We start from the raw sequence: 15,788 nt of genomic DNA on the forward strand, positions 1-15,788 counted from the left end.
GAAACAAACCACTTTATTTTTGTCCATACTCAAGCATTTTGTGACAGTCCTGTTTGATTTACTGGTTGCATTATTCAGTCTCAAAATGCTTAAATAGACAACATTTATCAAAATATGATTTTCAATAATGGTTCACTTTCAAAAAATTACTGTCCAAACCTTTTTAAAAGAATATTGGCAAAAAAAACCAATAGTCATTCGTCAAGCCTTACCTGATTTTATTAATCCAGTTACACCGGATGAGTTGGCAGGACTTGCTCTTGAGGAAGAAATAGAAAGTCGCCTGGTCTATGAAACCCCCGAGCATTCCCCACAATGGAATTTAAAAAGAGGTCCATTTAAAGAATCTGATTTAATTGACTTGCCTAAAACTCATTGGACACTATTAGTACAAGGAGTAGACCGTATTGTTCCAGAGGTCTATGAGTTACTTGATCATTTCAATTTTATTCCTCAATGGCGAGTTGATGACGTGATGATTAGCTATGCCACTCTACATGGAAGCGTTGGTCCGCACTACGATAATTATGATGTTTTCTTGTATCAGGCTAAAGGTAGGCGGCTATGGTCATTAACCTCAAAAAAATGTCATACCAACAATTTTATAAAAGGTCTTGAACTACGAATCATGAAAGAATTTGAGGTCGAAGAGCAATTCATTCTGGAAGAAGGCGACATGCTCTATTTACCCCCCCATATAGGACATTATGGTATCGCTCAATCTGAGGAGTGTATGACTTACTCTTTTGGCTATAGAAGTTACCAAGGACAAGAATTATGGGATAGTCTGGGTGATTATTTATCTGAACATAGGTTATTCAAATCTCTCTATCAAGACCCGGATTGGTCCACTCTTAAAAACACATCGGAAATAACACCTAAAGCATGGGACAATGCAAGACAATTGCTAAGGCAACTCATGGAAAATGATAACATCATGAAATCCTGGTTCGGTTGTTTTGCTACAAGCCTTGATCAGTCAGCAGAACAACATTTAGCTCTTCCTTTAGAGGAAGATGAATTACTCAGTTTGGACGAGTTTATAAAAGAACTGACTAATCATCAGGAAATAGTTAGAGATGCCTCATGTCGTTTTGCATATATCATGTCTGACAAAGAATCCAAATGCCATTTTTATGTCAATGGGAAAGAATGGGACAGCTATGGGGTTTCAACAAACTTACTCAGCCTTATTGCCAATAATCGATTCCTATCTGTAAAAGAGTTAAAACCTTATTTAAACAACAAGAGTAATCAACTCTTCCTCTATGAGTTATGGAAATTACAATGGTTACAAACTTCTCATGATCAGTGATTTAGTTTATAAATATTAATAAATGAATATATAGGATAAAAGATGTGGCAATTTTACAGAAAAAATTTAAGTACTGTATTGTTATCTCTAATTTGTTTCAAAATTTTTGCCTCCGATACTATTGATATTACAGTAACTACCAAGGAAAAAAATGCCATTGCTATAGGTTACTCGGTCAATGGAAGCCAATATGGAGGTTTGGGCAATTCCTATTCAGGAAAAGGACCTAAAAATAAAGAATATCAATTTGGATATAAGAAAGATTCCATTTTTGGAGAAGATATCTCTTGTGGTTCTATGACTTTAAAGCAAGACAGTAAGGTGACTTTGGTTAATAATAATAATCAATGTATCGGCATCTTAGGTTAATTTGTCTGTTACATCGAATAATTGAATAGTATGGATTAATTTTTGAAAGGCAGATAGTGCCTTTCAAACAATATTCAGCTCAAAATAATCGAATTCAACTCGCAGAAACTCAAATCTGGAGTTAACAGTATATCCTGCCTAAAGCAATCCAGCACAGCCCTATCCCCTGAACAGAATATTTAGCACCAAAAAACACCAACAAATACAATCAATTGGATAATTTTAAATTCATATAGTATATTTAATATACATGGACAAAACAAGGATAGGCAATGAAAAAAATAATATTGGCCTTAGTTGTTATTTCTGCTGCTGTATTATTAAGTGGCTGTGGAAGCGGATGCTGCGGTGCCAGCAATTCATGTTGCAGCTATAATACTGGATGTTGTGGTGTACAAAATTATTCTGGTATTTGGTATTGATTTACAATTATAAAAGCCAATAGTCTGAAATATGAAAAAAAACAGCTTGCTTGCCATCTCGGAAGAAGGGTTTCACCATATTGCTTATACTGAATGGGGTATCTTTGAACCGGAGTTACCTACAGTTATTTGTGTGCATGGGTATACTCGCAATTCCAGGGATTTCGATGAATTAGCCAATTATCTTAGCTCCAAGGGACATCATGTATTCTGCCCGGATATTGCGGGTCGAGGTGATAGTTGCTGGTTTAAAAATCCCCGCCATTATAATTTTACCCAGTATGTAAAAGATATGACAGCCCTTATGGCAAGAACAAATGCTCATCAAATCGATTGGATTGGGACATCAATGGGCGGCATCATTGGCATGATTTTAGCTGCAATGCCCAATTCTCCGATCAATAAACTTGTTCTCAATGACATAGGGCCTCAAATACCTATTCATGGGTTGAGAAGAATTGCTAAATATGCAGGTAAAGACCCTGATTTTAAAAGCCTGGAGGAAGCCAAGCAACATTTCAAAGCCAGTTATGCTGATTTTGGAATTACAAATGAGAAGCAGTGGGATATTTTCACTAAAAACAGTGTAGAACAACGAGGCCCTAATCTTTATGTCACCAAAATGGATCCGGCAATAAAAAAATCAAAATCAATTTTACAAATCATTTCAGAATTTTTTCGTCATCCCCATAAAGCACTGGAAGGAATTTTTTATGACATTAATCTGTGGTCAATTTGGAAGCAGATTAAGTGTCCAGTTTTAGTTATTCATGGTGTGAATTCTGATATCTTGACTTCGGAGATAATCACACAAATGAAAAAAACTCATGCTTTAACTGAAGTTTATGAAGTAGAAAATGCAGGACACGCACCAGCTCTATTGGATCTGACTGTTCACCAAAGAATTGAAGATTGGCTTGCCACTCATCAATAAATCACAAAAGAAATGCTGCATCTTTATTATCAGGACTTGTATATTGCGCTTAGCCATTGATTTAAATTAATTCTATGACTAAACAAGGTAATCAAAGCGCCTGCCAAAACCAAGACGATACCCAACGCATGCCAAGGCTTGAGTTCCTCACCGAGCAGCACTACGCCAAAGATCACCACAAAAACAGGTTCTAAAACGGATAAGATAGATGCCTTTTCCGAACTGATGTACTTCAAGCTGTGTAGCATTAACAAAATCGGTATAACCGTTGCAACAAGGCCTATGCCTAATAAATTCAGCCAAACAGGGAATGATGTTGGGACTTTAAAGGTCTGGTCGAGGCAAGCTACAATCAAACTGGTTGTCATACAGCCTAAACATACCATCAGGGTTGAGACATTTGGAGAAATTTCATTGTTTTTACTTGAAACTATATAACACGCATAAAAAAAAGCTGAAGCTAAGCCCAGAAATATACCCCATAAATCAAATGCGATTTCATTTACATCAATTAACAACGCCATTCCTATCAGGATAACAGATATGGCCAAATAGTATATCTTTGGTATTGTTTGGCTATAGAAAAAATAATTGAACACCATAATAATCACTGGATAAGTAAAAAATATCACCATCGATAATCCAGAGCCTATATAGAGGGAAGCATAAAAGTACAGTAATGTCGATAAACCATAATAGAGGACACCACTTAAAAAAGCGGTAAACATGGATTTATAGGTATCATTGATATTTTTTAATTGAGGAATCAAAACAATCAAAATAAAAATACTGGAAATAAGAAATCGCCAAAACAACATATTGCTTGCTGATAAATCACCATGGATAGCACTAATCCCAAAATAACCAATAAATCCGTAAAGAAATCCGGATAAAATAGCATAAAAGGATCCACGTTGTTCTTGGGAGTTCATGATTGAGTTACTCGAAATAAGAGGTATGATCTAACAAATAAAAAGTATTATTTTACTACTTTTATTCTATTTTGAAAATCAATAATTTAAATTTAAATCAAATTGTTAATTTTTAAACCATAAAACAGCGACTATTCATCATTCGACAAACCAATATCCCACAATGTTTTGTACAGTTTATTTAAACACACTCTATTGACAACAAAATATACACAATGTACCATTCGAAAACTTCAATTTTGGCTCTATATCAACTAATGTTTCGAGTTTTGATTTTTCTTTCTTGCCTAGTAATTTTGACGCCAAACACTATTGCTGACACTAACCCCTGTGAAAAACACTCTTGTATAGCTGTCATTGATGCCGGAAGTACTGGTTCCAGGCTACATATCTACTCCTATGATACGGATGACACCAATACTCCAATTCATATTGAGGAAATTTGGAATAAAAAAATCAAACCTGGATTCGCCAGCATTCAGCCTAATTCCGTAACAATTGATGCCTACCTGACAATGCTATTGGCTGATGCACCAATTCATAATATACCTGTTTACTTTTACGCAACAGCTGGTATGCGACTACTACCCCAATCACAACAAAAAAAATACTATGATGAATTGGACTACTGGTTTAGACAACAATCGCAATGGCAGTTGGTCGAGGCAAAAACCATCACTGGGAACGACGAAGCATTGTTTGACTGGCTTGCTGTAAATTATAAACTTGATACATTAAAATCAGTCCAAAATAAATCAGTTGGTGTCATGGATATGGGCGGTGCTTCCGTTCAAATTGTCTTTCCAATGCCTAAAAATGCCGAGATTAGCAAACATAACCAGGTAGAACTCAATATCTATGGACAGAATATCAATCTGTATGTTCACAGTTTCCTGGGGTTAGGCCAAACAGAAATGTCACATCAATTCCTTAACTCCCCCTCTTGCTTTGCAAACGACTATCCTTTGCCAGACGGGGAGTCAGGACAGGGCAATGCTCCATCGTGCAAGGAAGAAGTAACCTCATTAATGAATAGTGTCCATAAGGTAAATCAACAAATACAACCTTTGCTTGCTTTAAATCCCGTGAATGAATGGTACAGTATTGGTGGTATTTCCAATCTTGCCAGCAGCCAATTATTTCATTTTGAAAACAGCGAACTTACTAATCAAAGTTTGCTGCAACAAGGGGACAACCAAATTTGCCATCAGCAATGGGATATACTTAATGGCCAGTATCCTGACGATGAGTACCTCTACCAATATTGTCTTTTATCCTCTTATTACTACGCATTAATGGTTGATGGTTATGGCATTAACCCCAATCAAACCATCCATTATATTCCGCCAGAACAAAATCTCGATTGGACAATTGGAGTCGTGCTTCACCGCGCTTGAAGCATTACAATTCATCAATTGAAAAATCATCAATTCTCAGGGGAGAAGGTTGACGGTAAAAAGCACATAAAGCATTACGAAAATGTAGTGCACGCTGTGGTAACCCCTGGGTACAATAATGAAACACCTGATTATAGATTGCCTGTTTAAAGGCTTCTGTATCCACTTCAGTTCCATTTAAATTATCAATACTTACCCGAAATTTATGCCCGGCAGCCTTAGAAAGAATCCACTCCAAAGCTTGTGGCTTCACCTCCACCTGCTGAAATAAAGTTTGCTGTTCCTGGTTACGTCCGTCAGGAGCATACCAATAGCCAAAATCAACCAGCTTTCTTCTTTCTTCTCCAGCAATAAGCCAATGAGCACATTCATGTAAGGCGCTGCTAAAAAATCCATGTGCGAAAAATAGTGCATGATAAGACCTCTGGTTATCTGCAGGAAGATAAATGGGCTCATCTCCTCCTTTCACCAGACGAGTATTATAGTCTTTCTCAAAACAATAATTAAAAATATTAATTAGATCTTCTACGTGATGCACGGATCGTTACGAAATGATATTAATGGCAATTGGGCTATTTTATATAAAACTTAAGTAAAATACGAATGATTAGAGCTCTTTCTCTCTAGAGAAACCTTTGATGCTTCCCTATCTGATATTGATTATACTCTTTTTCCAAAGCAGATTTTAATTCTCTTTCATTTTCCAAACCTATTTGGGCTACCAAAGTTAAAGAGTGTTTGATATGCACAGCTTTTGCCTTAGGTATCTGAAGAGAAATGACTTCGTCATGAGAAGCAGAATTCATGCTTGCTAATAAGGCTTCTTTTTTAGATAGCCCACCAAAACGTTTCTCGGGTTTATCCTTAAGAGGAAGAAATTCTTTCTGCTTCAGTAGACAACGAGTTACCTGATAGTAGGTATTAATTTTCTTATAGGTTAAATCCATCGTGGTTTCATTCTTATAGATATCCATTTCAGGATTTCTGGGTGTAGAAGGATGATGAAGTTTGGCCAGTTTTATCTCATTCTCGTCTGGTACCTTCTCGTTACCCTTTAAAATGAAATCAAACATCCCAGCCCAAATGTTTTTGTCTTCCCCATTATTACTTAAGCCAAAAGACAAGTAAAAAATTCCACTGGATATTGCAAAAACAGCAAGAGTACCTATTGAAACCATGGCGGGAATAATTCCTGTAGCACTCAATCCAATAAGAGTGCCAATAGCCAATAAAGGAATGATACCGAATACGATTAACGGCCATTGTTCTGCAATAGAATGTATTACAGGCCTGATTAAGTAAGTATAAGGAGCCAGGCCAAAATAATAAAGAACACCTCTCCCTAAAGAATAAAGCCAGAAATTCCTTGCCTTCCTTTTGGCATTTTGTTGCTCCGCAGAAACATAGGTAAATACTGTTTCAGCAAATCCGGCATAATTCAGAAAATGATCACAAAAAAGATTGGGGCCTTGCTTATCTTTTGGAGGTTTGACATGCAGAATATTCCACTCCTTTTTCCAAACTCCAAAAAAGGATACCGGGTCGTTACCCTGTTGCTGAACAACTACCAAAGGTTTCTTTTTGATTTTATCCCATTTATCATACTTCACTTTATTATCAGAATCATGAAGTCCTGCGGGATTTAAGGCATCCACCCTGGAAAGATATTTTCCCATATCAATAGCCAAAAGCAGACTTAAAGAACCTCCAAGGCTTATACCACATACATGGATTTTACCGTTTTGATTTAAAATCCAGTCCTTAATTCTGTCTCTTCCATTCTTATATAAAGAATAACCAACCGTTTCAAATCCTTTCAAATCAGTATTCAATTGGGAAATGAAGCCTTGACCAGCAGGATAAGTGGTTCCCATAAAGATTAAGTGAGACTGTGCATTTGGATTATCTATTGGCTCAAGTCCATAAGCAAAAACCCTATCATTATCCCGCAAAAACAGATCGTTCTTTCCACGATGGTTTGTAAGTTCTATAGGTTTGATGTAATAGTCAACCATAACCCATTGATCATTCATTCTCTGGGGAATTTTAATTGATTCGTAAGGATTTAAATCAAATAAAGGCAAATAGCCAAGACAGTTACTTAGGTAAAGTTGTATTTGTTCATTTTGTTGCGAATTAAATTGCTTGCCACTTAATTGGGTAAATAATGCATCAAAACCCTTCTGAAAGGCTAACCGAAACTCTTTCAGCAATACCGGATCTCTTTGCACATAAATAGCTTTGAAGGTTTCCCAGGAAAATAATTCTGTCCACGAAGTATTCCAGCCCATCATTAACAATCGCAAAGTGTTACGAATAACAATGGCCCTTTGCTCTTCAGGGGGCAAGTCTCTTTTAGATTCAAACGCAGCGTTCTCAATAAAGTTTAAATTCAAACCACCTTTAAAGCTTGTATACTCCTTCACCATAAAAACCCCTGAATAACTTATTTCCAACTATGAGTTCAAGACAATTAAAATGACGGAATTTTAAATGACTGATTCTCTACGAATCTCGGCTTGCCAACAACATCCCAAAAGTGATGGGGGTGTTGGATGTCCTGTGCAATCAGTGGCTCGCAGATTGTTAAACGAGTCATTTAAAAATCAAATAACTGTAAATTACTATCAATTAAAAGTGGAAATTTTAGCACAATAACAAAGATCATTGCCAATAATTTAAACCCAAAGAGTTTATTTTGCCCAAAAAGATGGGGCTGTCTAACCAGACAACTAAACCCCATACTTAAAGACATTAGATAAAATATAACTTGCTTATCCTTTTAAAAAAATACTATGTAGAAAAAGCAAATTTAATTGAAATGAATTAATAGCCGCAACCCGCACTATAACTTTTCTTGCTGTAATGACTTGGCAACTGAAGGGCGAGCTTGCATAAGATCCATAAATTTTGCCAAATGCTCATACCGAGATAAATCCAGTTTGAAATATTTTGCCCAGCTCACCATAACAAACAAATACGCATCAGGTAAACTAAATTCATTTCCCATTAAATAAGATCCTTTTGCCAAACGGGTATTGGTATAAGCAAAACGAGTCATGACCAAAGGAGTCAAGATTTTGGATTTTAATTCCTCTGAAACAGTAGGATTAAAAAACATTCCAAGTGACTTATGAAGCTCTGTAGAAATATAATTTAACCACTCCAGGGTATGATATCTTTTACTTTCCCCAACAGCAGCTAACAATTTTTGTCCTGGGGTAGTATCTGTCAAATACTGCAGAATAACCTGATTTTCAGTAAGGACATCGCCATTATCAAGAACCAGGGTTGGAACCGCTCCTTTAGGATTAATTTTGAAGAAGTCATCGCCACCTGCTGTTTTTTTGACTTTTAAATCGACCTCTTCATCCTGGAAATTTAATCCTAACTCATTGAGTATAATACGAACTACTAATGAACAAGCTCCTCTGCAATAATATAATTTCATGGTCACTCCTTTGATGATATTGAAATAACAATAGTTAAGTTAGCATAAAATGCAGCAAAAAACCTGAAATATAAAAAAATCATATCTTGACAAATTAGACCTCTTAACCGGCTCTTATCATAACAATATTTAATATGGGCATTTGGCGTATTTGAGATCTTCTTCAATTTCATTGATTAACTTCATAGTGGCCGATTCCCTGACAATGAAAGAATCCCAAAAATATGTTCGTCTTAATGTCTGTAAATCAGCTCGATTTTTTTCTTTCCACTGATGAATACCAAGCAGTAATTCATCAATTGACTGATTTTTATGTGAACCAATGATTTGCAAATATAAATTTTTTAAGCCGTTGAATTTTCGCTTGGTCATTGGCGAATTAGGCTCAAGCACAGGCAACTGCTCTATTCTCTGATAGAGTTTCATGGCTATTAGACGTTTTTCTTTATTAAACCCGGGATGGATAGGAGGTGGAGGCGGAGGTAAAACATAAAAGGGAATGTTTTGGCTCGGCTTACCATAATCCAATTGAGTTTTATATGGCAGGTTTATAAAGAAACAAGAGGATATTGATGAAGAAACAGGTGTTTTTGTAACCGCCTCAATTAATTTTATTGCTGAATGCCGACAGGTATTACCTGTACTTATTTCATGAATTTCCCCATTAAGTTCCTTCCAATGAGAACCAGTTGGGAAAACACGTGAACTGGTTTGTGAAAAATAGACAACGTTTCCATTTTGAACAAATGGTTTAAAACATTCAAATTGATTATTCTCAGTTTGAATAGACTCAAGATAATGAACAAATTCGCAATACTGATTATAATTAATATCATAAGCTTGATAAGAAATAGGTACAGAACCTTTACGTTTTCTTGAAATTCCTTCGTCTTCTATCTTTGCCTTGCTACTCGCAAAAATTGCACCACCTAAAGCACTATAAATGCTCATACATCTTTTAATACCCTTGCTTTGATTTGGTAAATCAAAAATCTTCCCTACTCTGCACAGTAGATGAGGTACCTGAAAATCATCATACACGCCTAACATAATAAATGAATGTTGATTAACTTTGCCTATCGAAATAAAAAAATGATCTGTTTCTTTATTAATACAGATTGCCATATGATTCAGTCCTCAATACCCAATAATGATAAATAATAAATTAGCTTGCGCATCGCAAGTATGGATAATTTTTAGCGATGACATTGTCTATCTTCAAGCACAGTTCATGGATATGGTTACCCATTTTTGATTTAGCATTGCCAGAACCACCTTTCCCATTCAAAGCCACAACAACCGTTACATTATTACAAGGATTCCACAAATACATCACCCTGTAACCAAGGGTGCTGCCCTGGTAAGTCCAAAAACGCTGCCTGGAATTTTTATCATAATAATAACCAACACCCAATCCAAAACCACTAGGATCCTCTTCTGTAACTGTAGGGATAGGCAACCCTGTTTTTATTGAAACCACTGACTTCAATTGGGATAAAATCTCGTCTCTGAAATCAGGTTCTATAAGCAAACCATGATATAAAAGCTGCACCCAACGACCAACGTCTTCCGTATTTGCAACAATAGCACCTGCTGCACCAGCCCAGGATAAATCATTGGTTATTGTATCGATTAATTTTTGATTATCCTCATCGTAAAAATAACCATGGACCCTCCTATCCCTGATTGATTTTTCGACTTCTGAACCATGTGGCCCTGCAGGATAAAATGAATTGTTTAATCCATTGTTCGGATTGATAATCCTTTGTTTTAACTGATTCTCAAAAGTATCTTGCGTCACCTTTTCAATAACCATTCCAGCAAGAATATAATTGGAATTGGAATATTCATACCTGTTTTCTCTATCAGTTTCTAAAGGTTTTTCAGGATGGGCATAACCTAACAACTCCTCATCGCTCCAGATGGCTGCCAAATTTTCTTCCATTTTTTTTGCAAATTCAGGATCTTCAGAATAATTGGGAATACCACTGGTCATATTCAATAATTGTCTTAATGTCACATCTTTCCATTCTTTGTATTGAGGTAGCCATTTACCCAAGGGATCATCCAGTGATAATTTGCCTTCAGTCTGCAGTTGAAGCAAAATCAATGCAGCAAAGGATTTGGTAATACTTCCGATGTCAAACAAATTCAAAGGGGTAATTTCCTGAGAAAGCGGAGGATATCCCATAGTTCCTCTGACAAACGTAGCAATATCTAATATATCCTTATTTTTCTCTTGGGGAATAAACACTGAGACAGCAATGGCAGTAAATTTTTCTCTATTGTGATAAACCCTGAAATATTTGTTCATTTCCTTTTGAATTTTATGATGAGGTACAGCAGAAGATTCAGCTGCGCTGATAGGGTAAGGTAAAAAAGCAAAACAGAGGACAAACAGGAGACCTGTTAAGTTATTTATTATTTTCATGGCGAAAAATACATCAAGTACAGTAGAAAATTGGGCATTGTAACCTGATAGAAACAATTAGATCCATAAAATAAAAAACAGCAGATATCCTGTTGGATATAAGACACGCCTATTCACACATTCTCTTCAACCAAGAGCAATGCAGCCCAGCTGCATTGTAGTCCTCACTGCTCACTGAGAATATGAATAGGTCTCTATAATAGAAATCGTCTTGTCTTCTGCTCAGAATCAATAGATGTCTAGATCCTAAATAGCATTGGCTCTGGTACGTATTTTCTCCAAAGCATCTTCAAGTCGTTTGATTGATTTGTCTTTACCTAACAAAGTCAAAGTCATATCAATGGAAGGAGATGTTCCGGATCCGGTTACCGCAACACGTAATGGTTGAGCTATTTTACCTAAATTCAAATCAAATTGCAGGCTCACATCATTGATGCATTCTTGAATTTTGTCATTTTTCCATTCGTTAAGTGACTTTAAACGCTCATGCAATACCATTAAAGGCTCCAGAACAACTGGCCGCAAGTATTTTTTAACGGCATCTTCATTATATTCAATACTATCTGTATAAAAATACTGACTAATCTGACACATTTCTGCTAATGACTTACATCTCTCTGCCTGAACTGCGACCAAATCCTTCAAATCGGGACCTTTATTTAAATCCATTCCTGCCTGCTCAAAATGCCAGCGCAAAGCCCTGGCAACTGATTCTGGGGAGTCACTTTTTTGATAATGCTGATTCAACCAATACAACTTATCATAGTTGAAACTTGAGACGCCTCGGCTGACATTTTTTAAGTCAAAGCTGGCTATCATTTCTTCTACGCTAAAAATTTCCTGATCACCATGAGACCATCCCAAACGAACCAAATAATTCAATAGAGCATGAGGTAAAATACCCAGCTCCTTGAACTGCAGGACACTTACTGCGCCATGTCGCTTTGACAGTCGTTTACCATCTTCACCCAAGATCATGGGCAAATGGGCAAAAACAGGTACCGGAGCATTCAATGCCTTGAATAAATTAATTTGCCTCGGAGTATTATTGATATGATCATCCCCACGAATGACATGAGTTATTTTCATATCCCAATCATCGATAACTACAGCAAAATTATAGGTAGGATGCCCATCAGAACGAACTAAAATCAAATCATCCAGTTCGTTATTATCGATATGAATGTCGCCATAAACCTCATCATGGAAAGATACTATACCCGCATCGGGATTTTTAAAGCGAACAACATAAGCAGCTCCGCTATCAGGAAGATTTTGGTTTCTGCAATGCCCATCATAGCGTGGCTTTTCCTTGGCTGCTAATTGAGCCTCTCTTAATGCTTCCAATCTCTCCTTACTGCATTGACAGCGATAGGCCTTCCCTTCTTCCAAAAGTTGCTGCGCTACTTGCTGATAACGAGCGTATCGTTCAGTCTGATAATAAGGGCCTTCATCGAAGTTAAGCCCTAACCAAGCCATACCGTCTAAAATAGCTTGTACCGACTCTTGAGTCGAACGCTCTCTGTCCGTATCTTCTATACGCAGTATAAATTGCCCGTTATGATGTTTTGCATACAGCCATGAAAATAAAGCAGTCCTTACCCCACCAACGTGTAAAAAACCTGTAGGGCTTGGGGCAAATCGGGTTCTAACAGTCATAATATCTTCCATTGTAAGGAATAAAATAATCAAGCTATAATAGCCGAGTTTACCATGAACGCAAAGATTCAACCGCTGAATTAAGACTAAAAGGAGCTATGTTGAAAAGTATTGGTATTAAGTATCAGCTAAGAATCACCACGCTTATTCCTGCCTTTTTAGTCGCCTTGCTTTTTGCTTTTTTTTATAACGGTCTATTTGGTAAAGACCTAAAGCAGCATATGTCCAGGCTAGGTGAAGCCTACATCAGGCAATTACTACCAGCCGCCCAGTATGCTATGCTTCGCAATGATTATCGTACATTACAGGGCTTAATCAATGCCTCAACCATTAATCCGGAAGTAAAGGCTTTGGCATTTTATAATGCCGATGGTCGATTAATTGCCTATCGTGGTGGAAAACATTCTATTCACAAACCCTTCAATCCTCCTGACTATACAGGTGACTACATTGAAAGTAGGCAAATCAATCCTTTCACTATTAATTTTATAGCACCGATTACTATCCCAAAATTCAATTTGTACTCGAGTACAGAATTCAAAGAGCCTTCTATGCCTAAAATATTCCAAGCCGACGATATATTAGGCTGGCTATCCATTGATATTGATACGCAATCGTTACTTATAAAACGCTATCAAATGCTTATTGTTACCATTTTTATCACTCTGTTCGGTTTACTCATGGGTTTAACAATTCATTACTTCTTGTCTAAACGAATTTACATGCCTATTGCCCGGTTGCGTCGAAGTATGAAGCAAATTTTAAGTAACGAATTTGAAACTGAAATTCGTGTTTCAAGCCCCGGAGAATTAGGAATAATTGAAAAAGGTTGCGCTCATTTGCAACGACAATATTTAAATACCGTTCGTGATTTGAATCACCATATTGAAATCGCTACCGCAGATCTGCAACAAAGTCTCGAACTTCTGGAAGAAAAAAACATTGAGCTATCACTGGAGAAGAAAAAAACTGAAGAAAAAAGCCGGCAAAAATCAGAATTTATTGCCAACATGAGTCATGAAATACGCACCCCAATGAATGGAGTGATTGGTTTTACCAATGTTTTATTGGAAAGCAAGCTGGATCCTTTACAACTGGACTACGTTAAAACAATCAAATCATCCGCGCAGGATTTGTTAAGTATCATCAATGATATTTTGGATTTTTCCAAAATTGATGCGGGGAAATTAAACCTGGATTGCATCCCCATAGACATAAGAGGCTGCATTGATGAGGTTTTATCTCTGGCAAGTCCCAATGCACATAAAAAAGGAATTGATTTAATCCCGATTACAGACATCAATGTGCCCAAAATGGTATTAGGAGACCCTTTAAGAATCAAACAAATAATCAGTAATCTGGTAACCAATGCAGTAAAATTTACCGACCATGGATACGTTCTTATACGCACTAAAATCGAACAAGAGACAGATAAAGATTACACCTTGTTGTTTGCCATTACTGATACGGGAATAGGTATTTCACCAGAGGATCAAACGAAACTGTTTACCGCCTTCAATCAGGCAGACACCAGCATTACACGCCGTTACGGCGGATCAGGATTAGGCTTGGTTATATGTAAAAAACTATGTGAAGAAATGCATGGACGTATTAGTCTAACCAGTGAAATCAACAAAGGCTCTACTTTTAGCGCGCGCATTAAAGTTGAAAAACTAATCGCTTATGAGATTGAAAAAAATCAAACTCATCGTTTTGCCCATTTAAAAATCATATGCTTTGACGATAATCCCCTCCATTTGGAAGCAATAGGGAATGGCTTGGGTTTTTGGGGTATAGAGGCTATACGCGTTGATTCATTTAATAAACTTTCCCGAACATTAACAAAACATAAAGATTGCAGAATCGCCTTTATTAACGTCAATCAAGGGTGTGAACGACAAGTAGCCGAGCTAATTGCCAAACATAAACAGATTCCTTTCGTATTAATTTCCAAATGGCCTATCAATGATTTTGCGGCACTAGGTGCCAGGGGATTTCTTTATAAACCTGTCAGCATTCAAAAACTTCAAGATCTCATCGAATCGATAGCCAATGAAAACCAGGCCGAGAAAAATAATAACCAGGAACTGGATACTTTACGCGAACAACTTCGCTTTCTTCATCCAGAGATACTGATTGCAGAAGACAACCCAGTCAATAAAATGCTATTAACATCCTTATTAAATAATAATGCCAATATAACAACAGTTGATGATGGTGAAATGGCTGTTACTGCTTGTGAAGATAAAAAATTTGACATGATTTTACTGGATCTGCAAATGCCAAAACTTAATGGTTTGGAAGCAGCCAAAATGATACGTCAAAAATCCTTACTGAATAAACACTCCCCTATTGTACTCATTACTGCCAGTAGCAGTGACCTGAGCTCCATCGATATGAAAAAATCTGGGGTTGACTTTTGTTTTCAAAAGCCTATAGATGAAAAGCAATTGTTAATCCAAATTCTTCGCATCGTTGATAAAACCAAACATGCTGCGATTGATTGGCAATTATGTGTTCAGAAAGTTTCAGGGAATCAAGCGCTTGCTGAAGAGTTCCTGGCCAAATTTATTGAAGAATTATATAAGAATCGTGAAGAATTTATTCAGTTGATGCATCAAAAAAACGTAAAAGGCCTGGCCGATTTGGCTCATAAATTACATGGTGCCTGTTGTTTTTGTGGTGTACCTACTTTACAAAAGAGAGTATCTCAGTTAGAGAAGCTTGCAAGACGAACAGCTAATGCTGACAATTTAACTGAAACCTTTACCGATTTAATACAAAGTATTGATGCGGTGATTAGTGAATATGAAAATCAGTATTTACAATAACATTTGATGAAATAAGGCCATAAAAAATTCTCTTGTATGAAAACCAA

14 protein-coding genes are annotated in these 15,788 nt (G+C 36.7%); 7 read left to right on the plus strand and 7 right to left on the minus strand.

Annotated features, from left to right (window positions below; genetic code table 11):
- Window positions 1-127: 127 nt before the first annotated feature.
- The 4 genes from OQJ02_RS09010 to OQJ02_RS09025 all read left to right on the plus strand — a co-directional run bounded on the left by OQJ02_RS09010 (window position 128) and on the right by OQJ02_RS09025 (window position 3,040).
- The gene (locus OQJ02_RS09010) at window positions 128-1,315 is read left to right on the plus strand and encodes a JmjC domain-containing protein (protein WP_265718853.1); all 1,188 of its coding nucleotides are present in this window, start codon (window positions 128-130) and stop codon (window positions 1,313-1,315) included.
- A gap of 42 nt (window positions 1,316-1,357) precedes the next feature.
- Window positions 1,358-1,684 carry a hypothetical protein gene (locus OQJ02_RS09015; RefSeq protein WP_265718854.1) on the plus strand — a complete coding sequence of 109 codons (327 nt, stop codon included), beginning with the start codon at window positions 1,358-1,360 and terminating at the stop codon, window positions 1,682-1,684.
- 272 nt (window positions 1,685-1,956) lie between these two features.
- Window positions 1,957-2,106, plus strand: a complete 150-nt coding sequence (locus OQJ02_RS09020; RefSeq protein ID WP_265718855.1) for a hypothetical protein — start codon at window positions 1,957-1,959, stop codon at window positions 2,104-2,106.
- A gap of 31 nt (window positions 2,107-2,137) precedes the next feature.
- Window positions 2,138-3,040, plus strand: a complete 903-nt coding sequence (locus OQJ02_RS09025) for an alpha/beta fold hydrolase (RefSeq protein WP_265718856.1) — start codon at window positions 2,138-2,140, stop codon at window positions 3,038-3,040.
- Window positions 3,041-3,069: 29 nt separating this feature from the next.
- Here the strand turns inward: OQJ02_RS09025 and OQJ02_RS09030 are convergent, their stop codons facing one another.
- Window positions 3,070-3,972: a DMT family transporter gene (locus OQJ02_RS09030; RefSeq protein WP_265718857.1), complete on the minus strand. Its 903-nt coding sequence runs from the start codon at window positions 3,970-3,972 to the stop codon at window positions 3,070-3,072.
- A 257-nt stretch (window positions 3,973-4,229) separates the two neighbouring features.
- Here OQJ02_RS09030 and OQJ02_RS09035 point away from each other — a divergent pair, with 257 nt between their 5' ends.
- A complete protein-coding gene (locus tag OQJ02_RS09035; protein WP_027227788.1) occupies window positions 4,230-5,369 on the plus strand; it encodes a multidrug DMT transporter permease in 1,140 nt (379 codons plus the stop codon).
- 4 nt (window positions 5,370-5,373) lie between these two features.
- On the opposite strand, the gene OQJ02_RS09040 is transcribed toward OQJ02_RS09035, so the two are convergent.
- Both OQJ02_RS09040 and OQJ02_RS09045 read right to left on the minus strand, forming a co-directional pair.
- Window positions 5,374-5,907 carry an elongation factor P hydroxylase gene (locus tag OQJ02_RS09040; protein WP_265718858.1) on the minus strand — a complete coding sequence of 178 codons (534 nt, stop codon included), beginning with the start codon at window positions 5,905-5,907 and terminating at the stop codon, window positions 5,374-5,376.
- Between the two features lie 85 nt (window positions 5,908-5,992).
- Entirely contained in the window at window positions 5,993-7,798 is a 1,806-nt protein-coding gene (locus tag OQJ02_RS09045) for a hypothetical protein (protein WP_265718859.1), read from the minus strand.
- A 64-nt stretch (window positions 7,799-7,862) separates the two neighbouring features.
- Here OQJ02_RS09045 and OQJ02_RS09050 point away from each other — a divergent pair, with 64 nt between their 5' ends.
- Window positions 7,863-8,027, plus strand: a complete 165-nt coding sequence (locus OQJ02_RS09050) for a hypothetical protein (RefSeq protein WP_265718860.1) — start codon at window positions 7,863-7,865, stop codon at window positions 8,025-8,027.
- A gap of 187 nt (window positions 8,028-8,214) precedes the next feature.
- Here OQJ02_RS09050 and gstA read toward each other — a convergent pair whose 3' ends face one another.
- From gstA to gltX, 4 genes are all read right to left on the minus strand, one after another.
- On the minus strand, window positions 8,215-8,820 hold the full coding sequence (gene gstA / locus OQJ02_RS09055) for a glutathione transferase GstA (RefSeq protein ID WP_265718861.1): 606 nt from the start codon (window positions 8,818-8,820) through the stop codon (window positions 8,215-8,217).
- A gap of 129 nt (window positions 8,821-8,949) precedes the next feature.
- A complete protein-coding gene (locus OQJ02_RS09060) occupies window positions 8,950-9,945 on the minus strand; it encodes a hypothetical protein (protein WP_265718862.1) in 996 nt (331 codons plus the stop codon).
- A gap of 40 nt (window positions 9,946-9,985) precedes the next feature.
- Window positions 9,986-11,251, minus strand: coding sequence for a serine hydrolase domain-containing protein (locus tag OQJ02_RS09065; RefSeq protein ID WP_265719817.1), 1,266 nt, complete (start codon window positions 11,249-11,251; stop codon window positions 9,986-9,988).
- A gap of 246 nt (window positions 11,252-11,497) precedes the next feature.
- Window positions 11,498-12,910: a glutamate--tRNA ligase gene (gene gltX, locus OQJ02_RS09070; RefSeq protein ID WP_265718863.1), complete on the minus strand. Its 1,413-nt coding sequence runs from the start codon at window positions 12,908-12,910 to the stop codon at window positions 11,498-11,500.
- Window positions 12,911-13,008: 98 nt separating this feature from the next.
- Here gltX and letS point away from each other — a divergent pair, with 98 nt between their 5' ends.
- On the plus strand, window positions 13,009-15,741 hold the full coding sequence (gene letS, locus OQJ02_RS09075; protein WP_265718864.1) for a two-component system sensor histidine kinase LetS: 2,733 nt from the start codon (window positions 13,009-13,011) through the stop codon (window positions 15,739-15,741).
- Window positions 15,742-15,788: the final 47 nt, after the last annotated feature.

Origin of the sequence: Legionella sp. PATHC032, from assembly GCF_026191185.1 — a bacterium.
Classification (GTDB): Bacteria; Pseudomonadota; Gammaproteobacteria; order Legionellales; family Legionellaceae; genus Legionella.

Excerpts from the sequence above, each read along its gene's own strand:
- OQJ02_RS09010 (WP_265718853.1), top strand. The coding sequence starts at position 128 with ATGGTTCACTTTCAAAAAATTACTGTCCAAACCTTTTTAAAAGAATAT.
- OQJ02_RS09015 (WP_265718854.1), top strand. The coding sequence starts at position 1,358 with ATGTGGCAATTTTACAGAAAAAATTTAAGTACTGTATTGTTATCTCTA.
- OQJ02_RS09020 (WP_265718855.1), top strand. The coding sequence starts at position 1,957 with ATGAAAAAAATAATATTGGCCTTAGTTGTTATTTCTGCTGCTGTATTA.
- OQJ02_RS09025 (WP_265718856.1), top strand. The coding sequence starts at position 2,138 with ATGAAAAAAAACAGCTTGCTTGCCATCTCGGAAGAAGGGTTTCACCAT.
- OQJ02_RS09030 (WP_265718857.1), bottom strand. The coding sequence starts at position 3,972 with ATGAACTCCCAAGAACAACGTGGATCCTTTTATGCTATTTTATCCGGA.
- OQJ02_RS09035 (WP_027227788.1), top strand. The coding sequence starts at position 4,230 with ATGTTTCGAGTTTTGATTTTTCTTTCTTGCCTAGTAATTTTGACGCCA.
- OQJ02_RS09045 (WP_265718859.1), bottom strand. The coding sequence starts at position 7,798 with ATGGTGAAGGAGTATACAAGCTTTAAAGGTGGTTTGAATTTAAACTTT.
- OQJ02_RS09050 (WP_265718860.1), top strand. The coding sequence starts at position 7,863 with ATGACTGATTCTCTACGAATCTCGGCTTGCCAACAACATCCCAAAAGT.
- gstA (WP_265718861.1), bottom strand. The coding sequence starts at position 8,820 with ATGAAATTATATTATTGCAGAGGAGCTTGTTCATTAGTAGTTCGTATT.
- OQJ02_RS09060 (WP_265718862.1), bottom strand. The coding sequence starts at position 9,945 with ATGGCAATCTGTATTAATAAAGAAACAGATCATTTTTTTATTTCGATA.
- OQJ02_RS09065 (WP_265719817.1), bottom strand. The coding sequence starts at position 11,251 with ATGAAAATAATAAATAACTTAACAGGTCTCCTGTTTGTCCTCTGTTTT.
- gltX (WP_265718863.1), bottom strand. The coding sequence starts at position 12,910 with ATGACTGTTAGAACCCGATTTGCCCCAAGCCCTACAGGTTTTTTACAC.
- letS (WP_265718864.1), top strand. The coding sequence starts at position 13,009 with ATGTTGAAAAGTATTGGTATTAAGTATCAGCTAAGAATCACCACGCTT.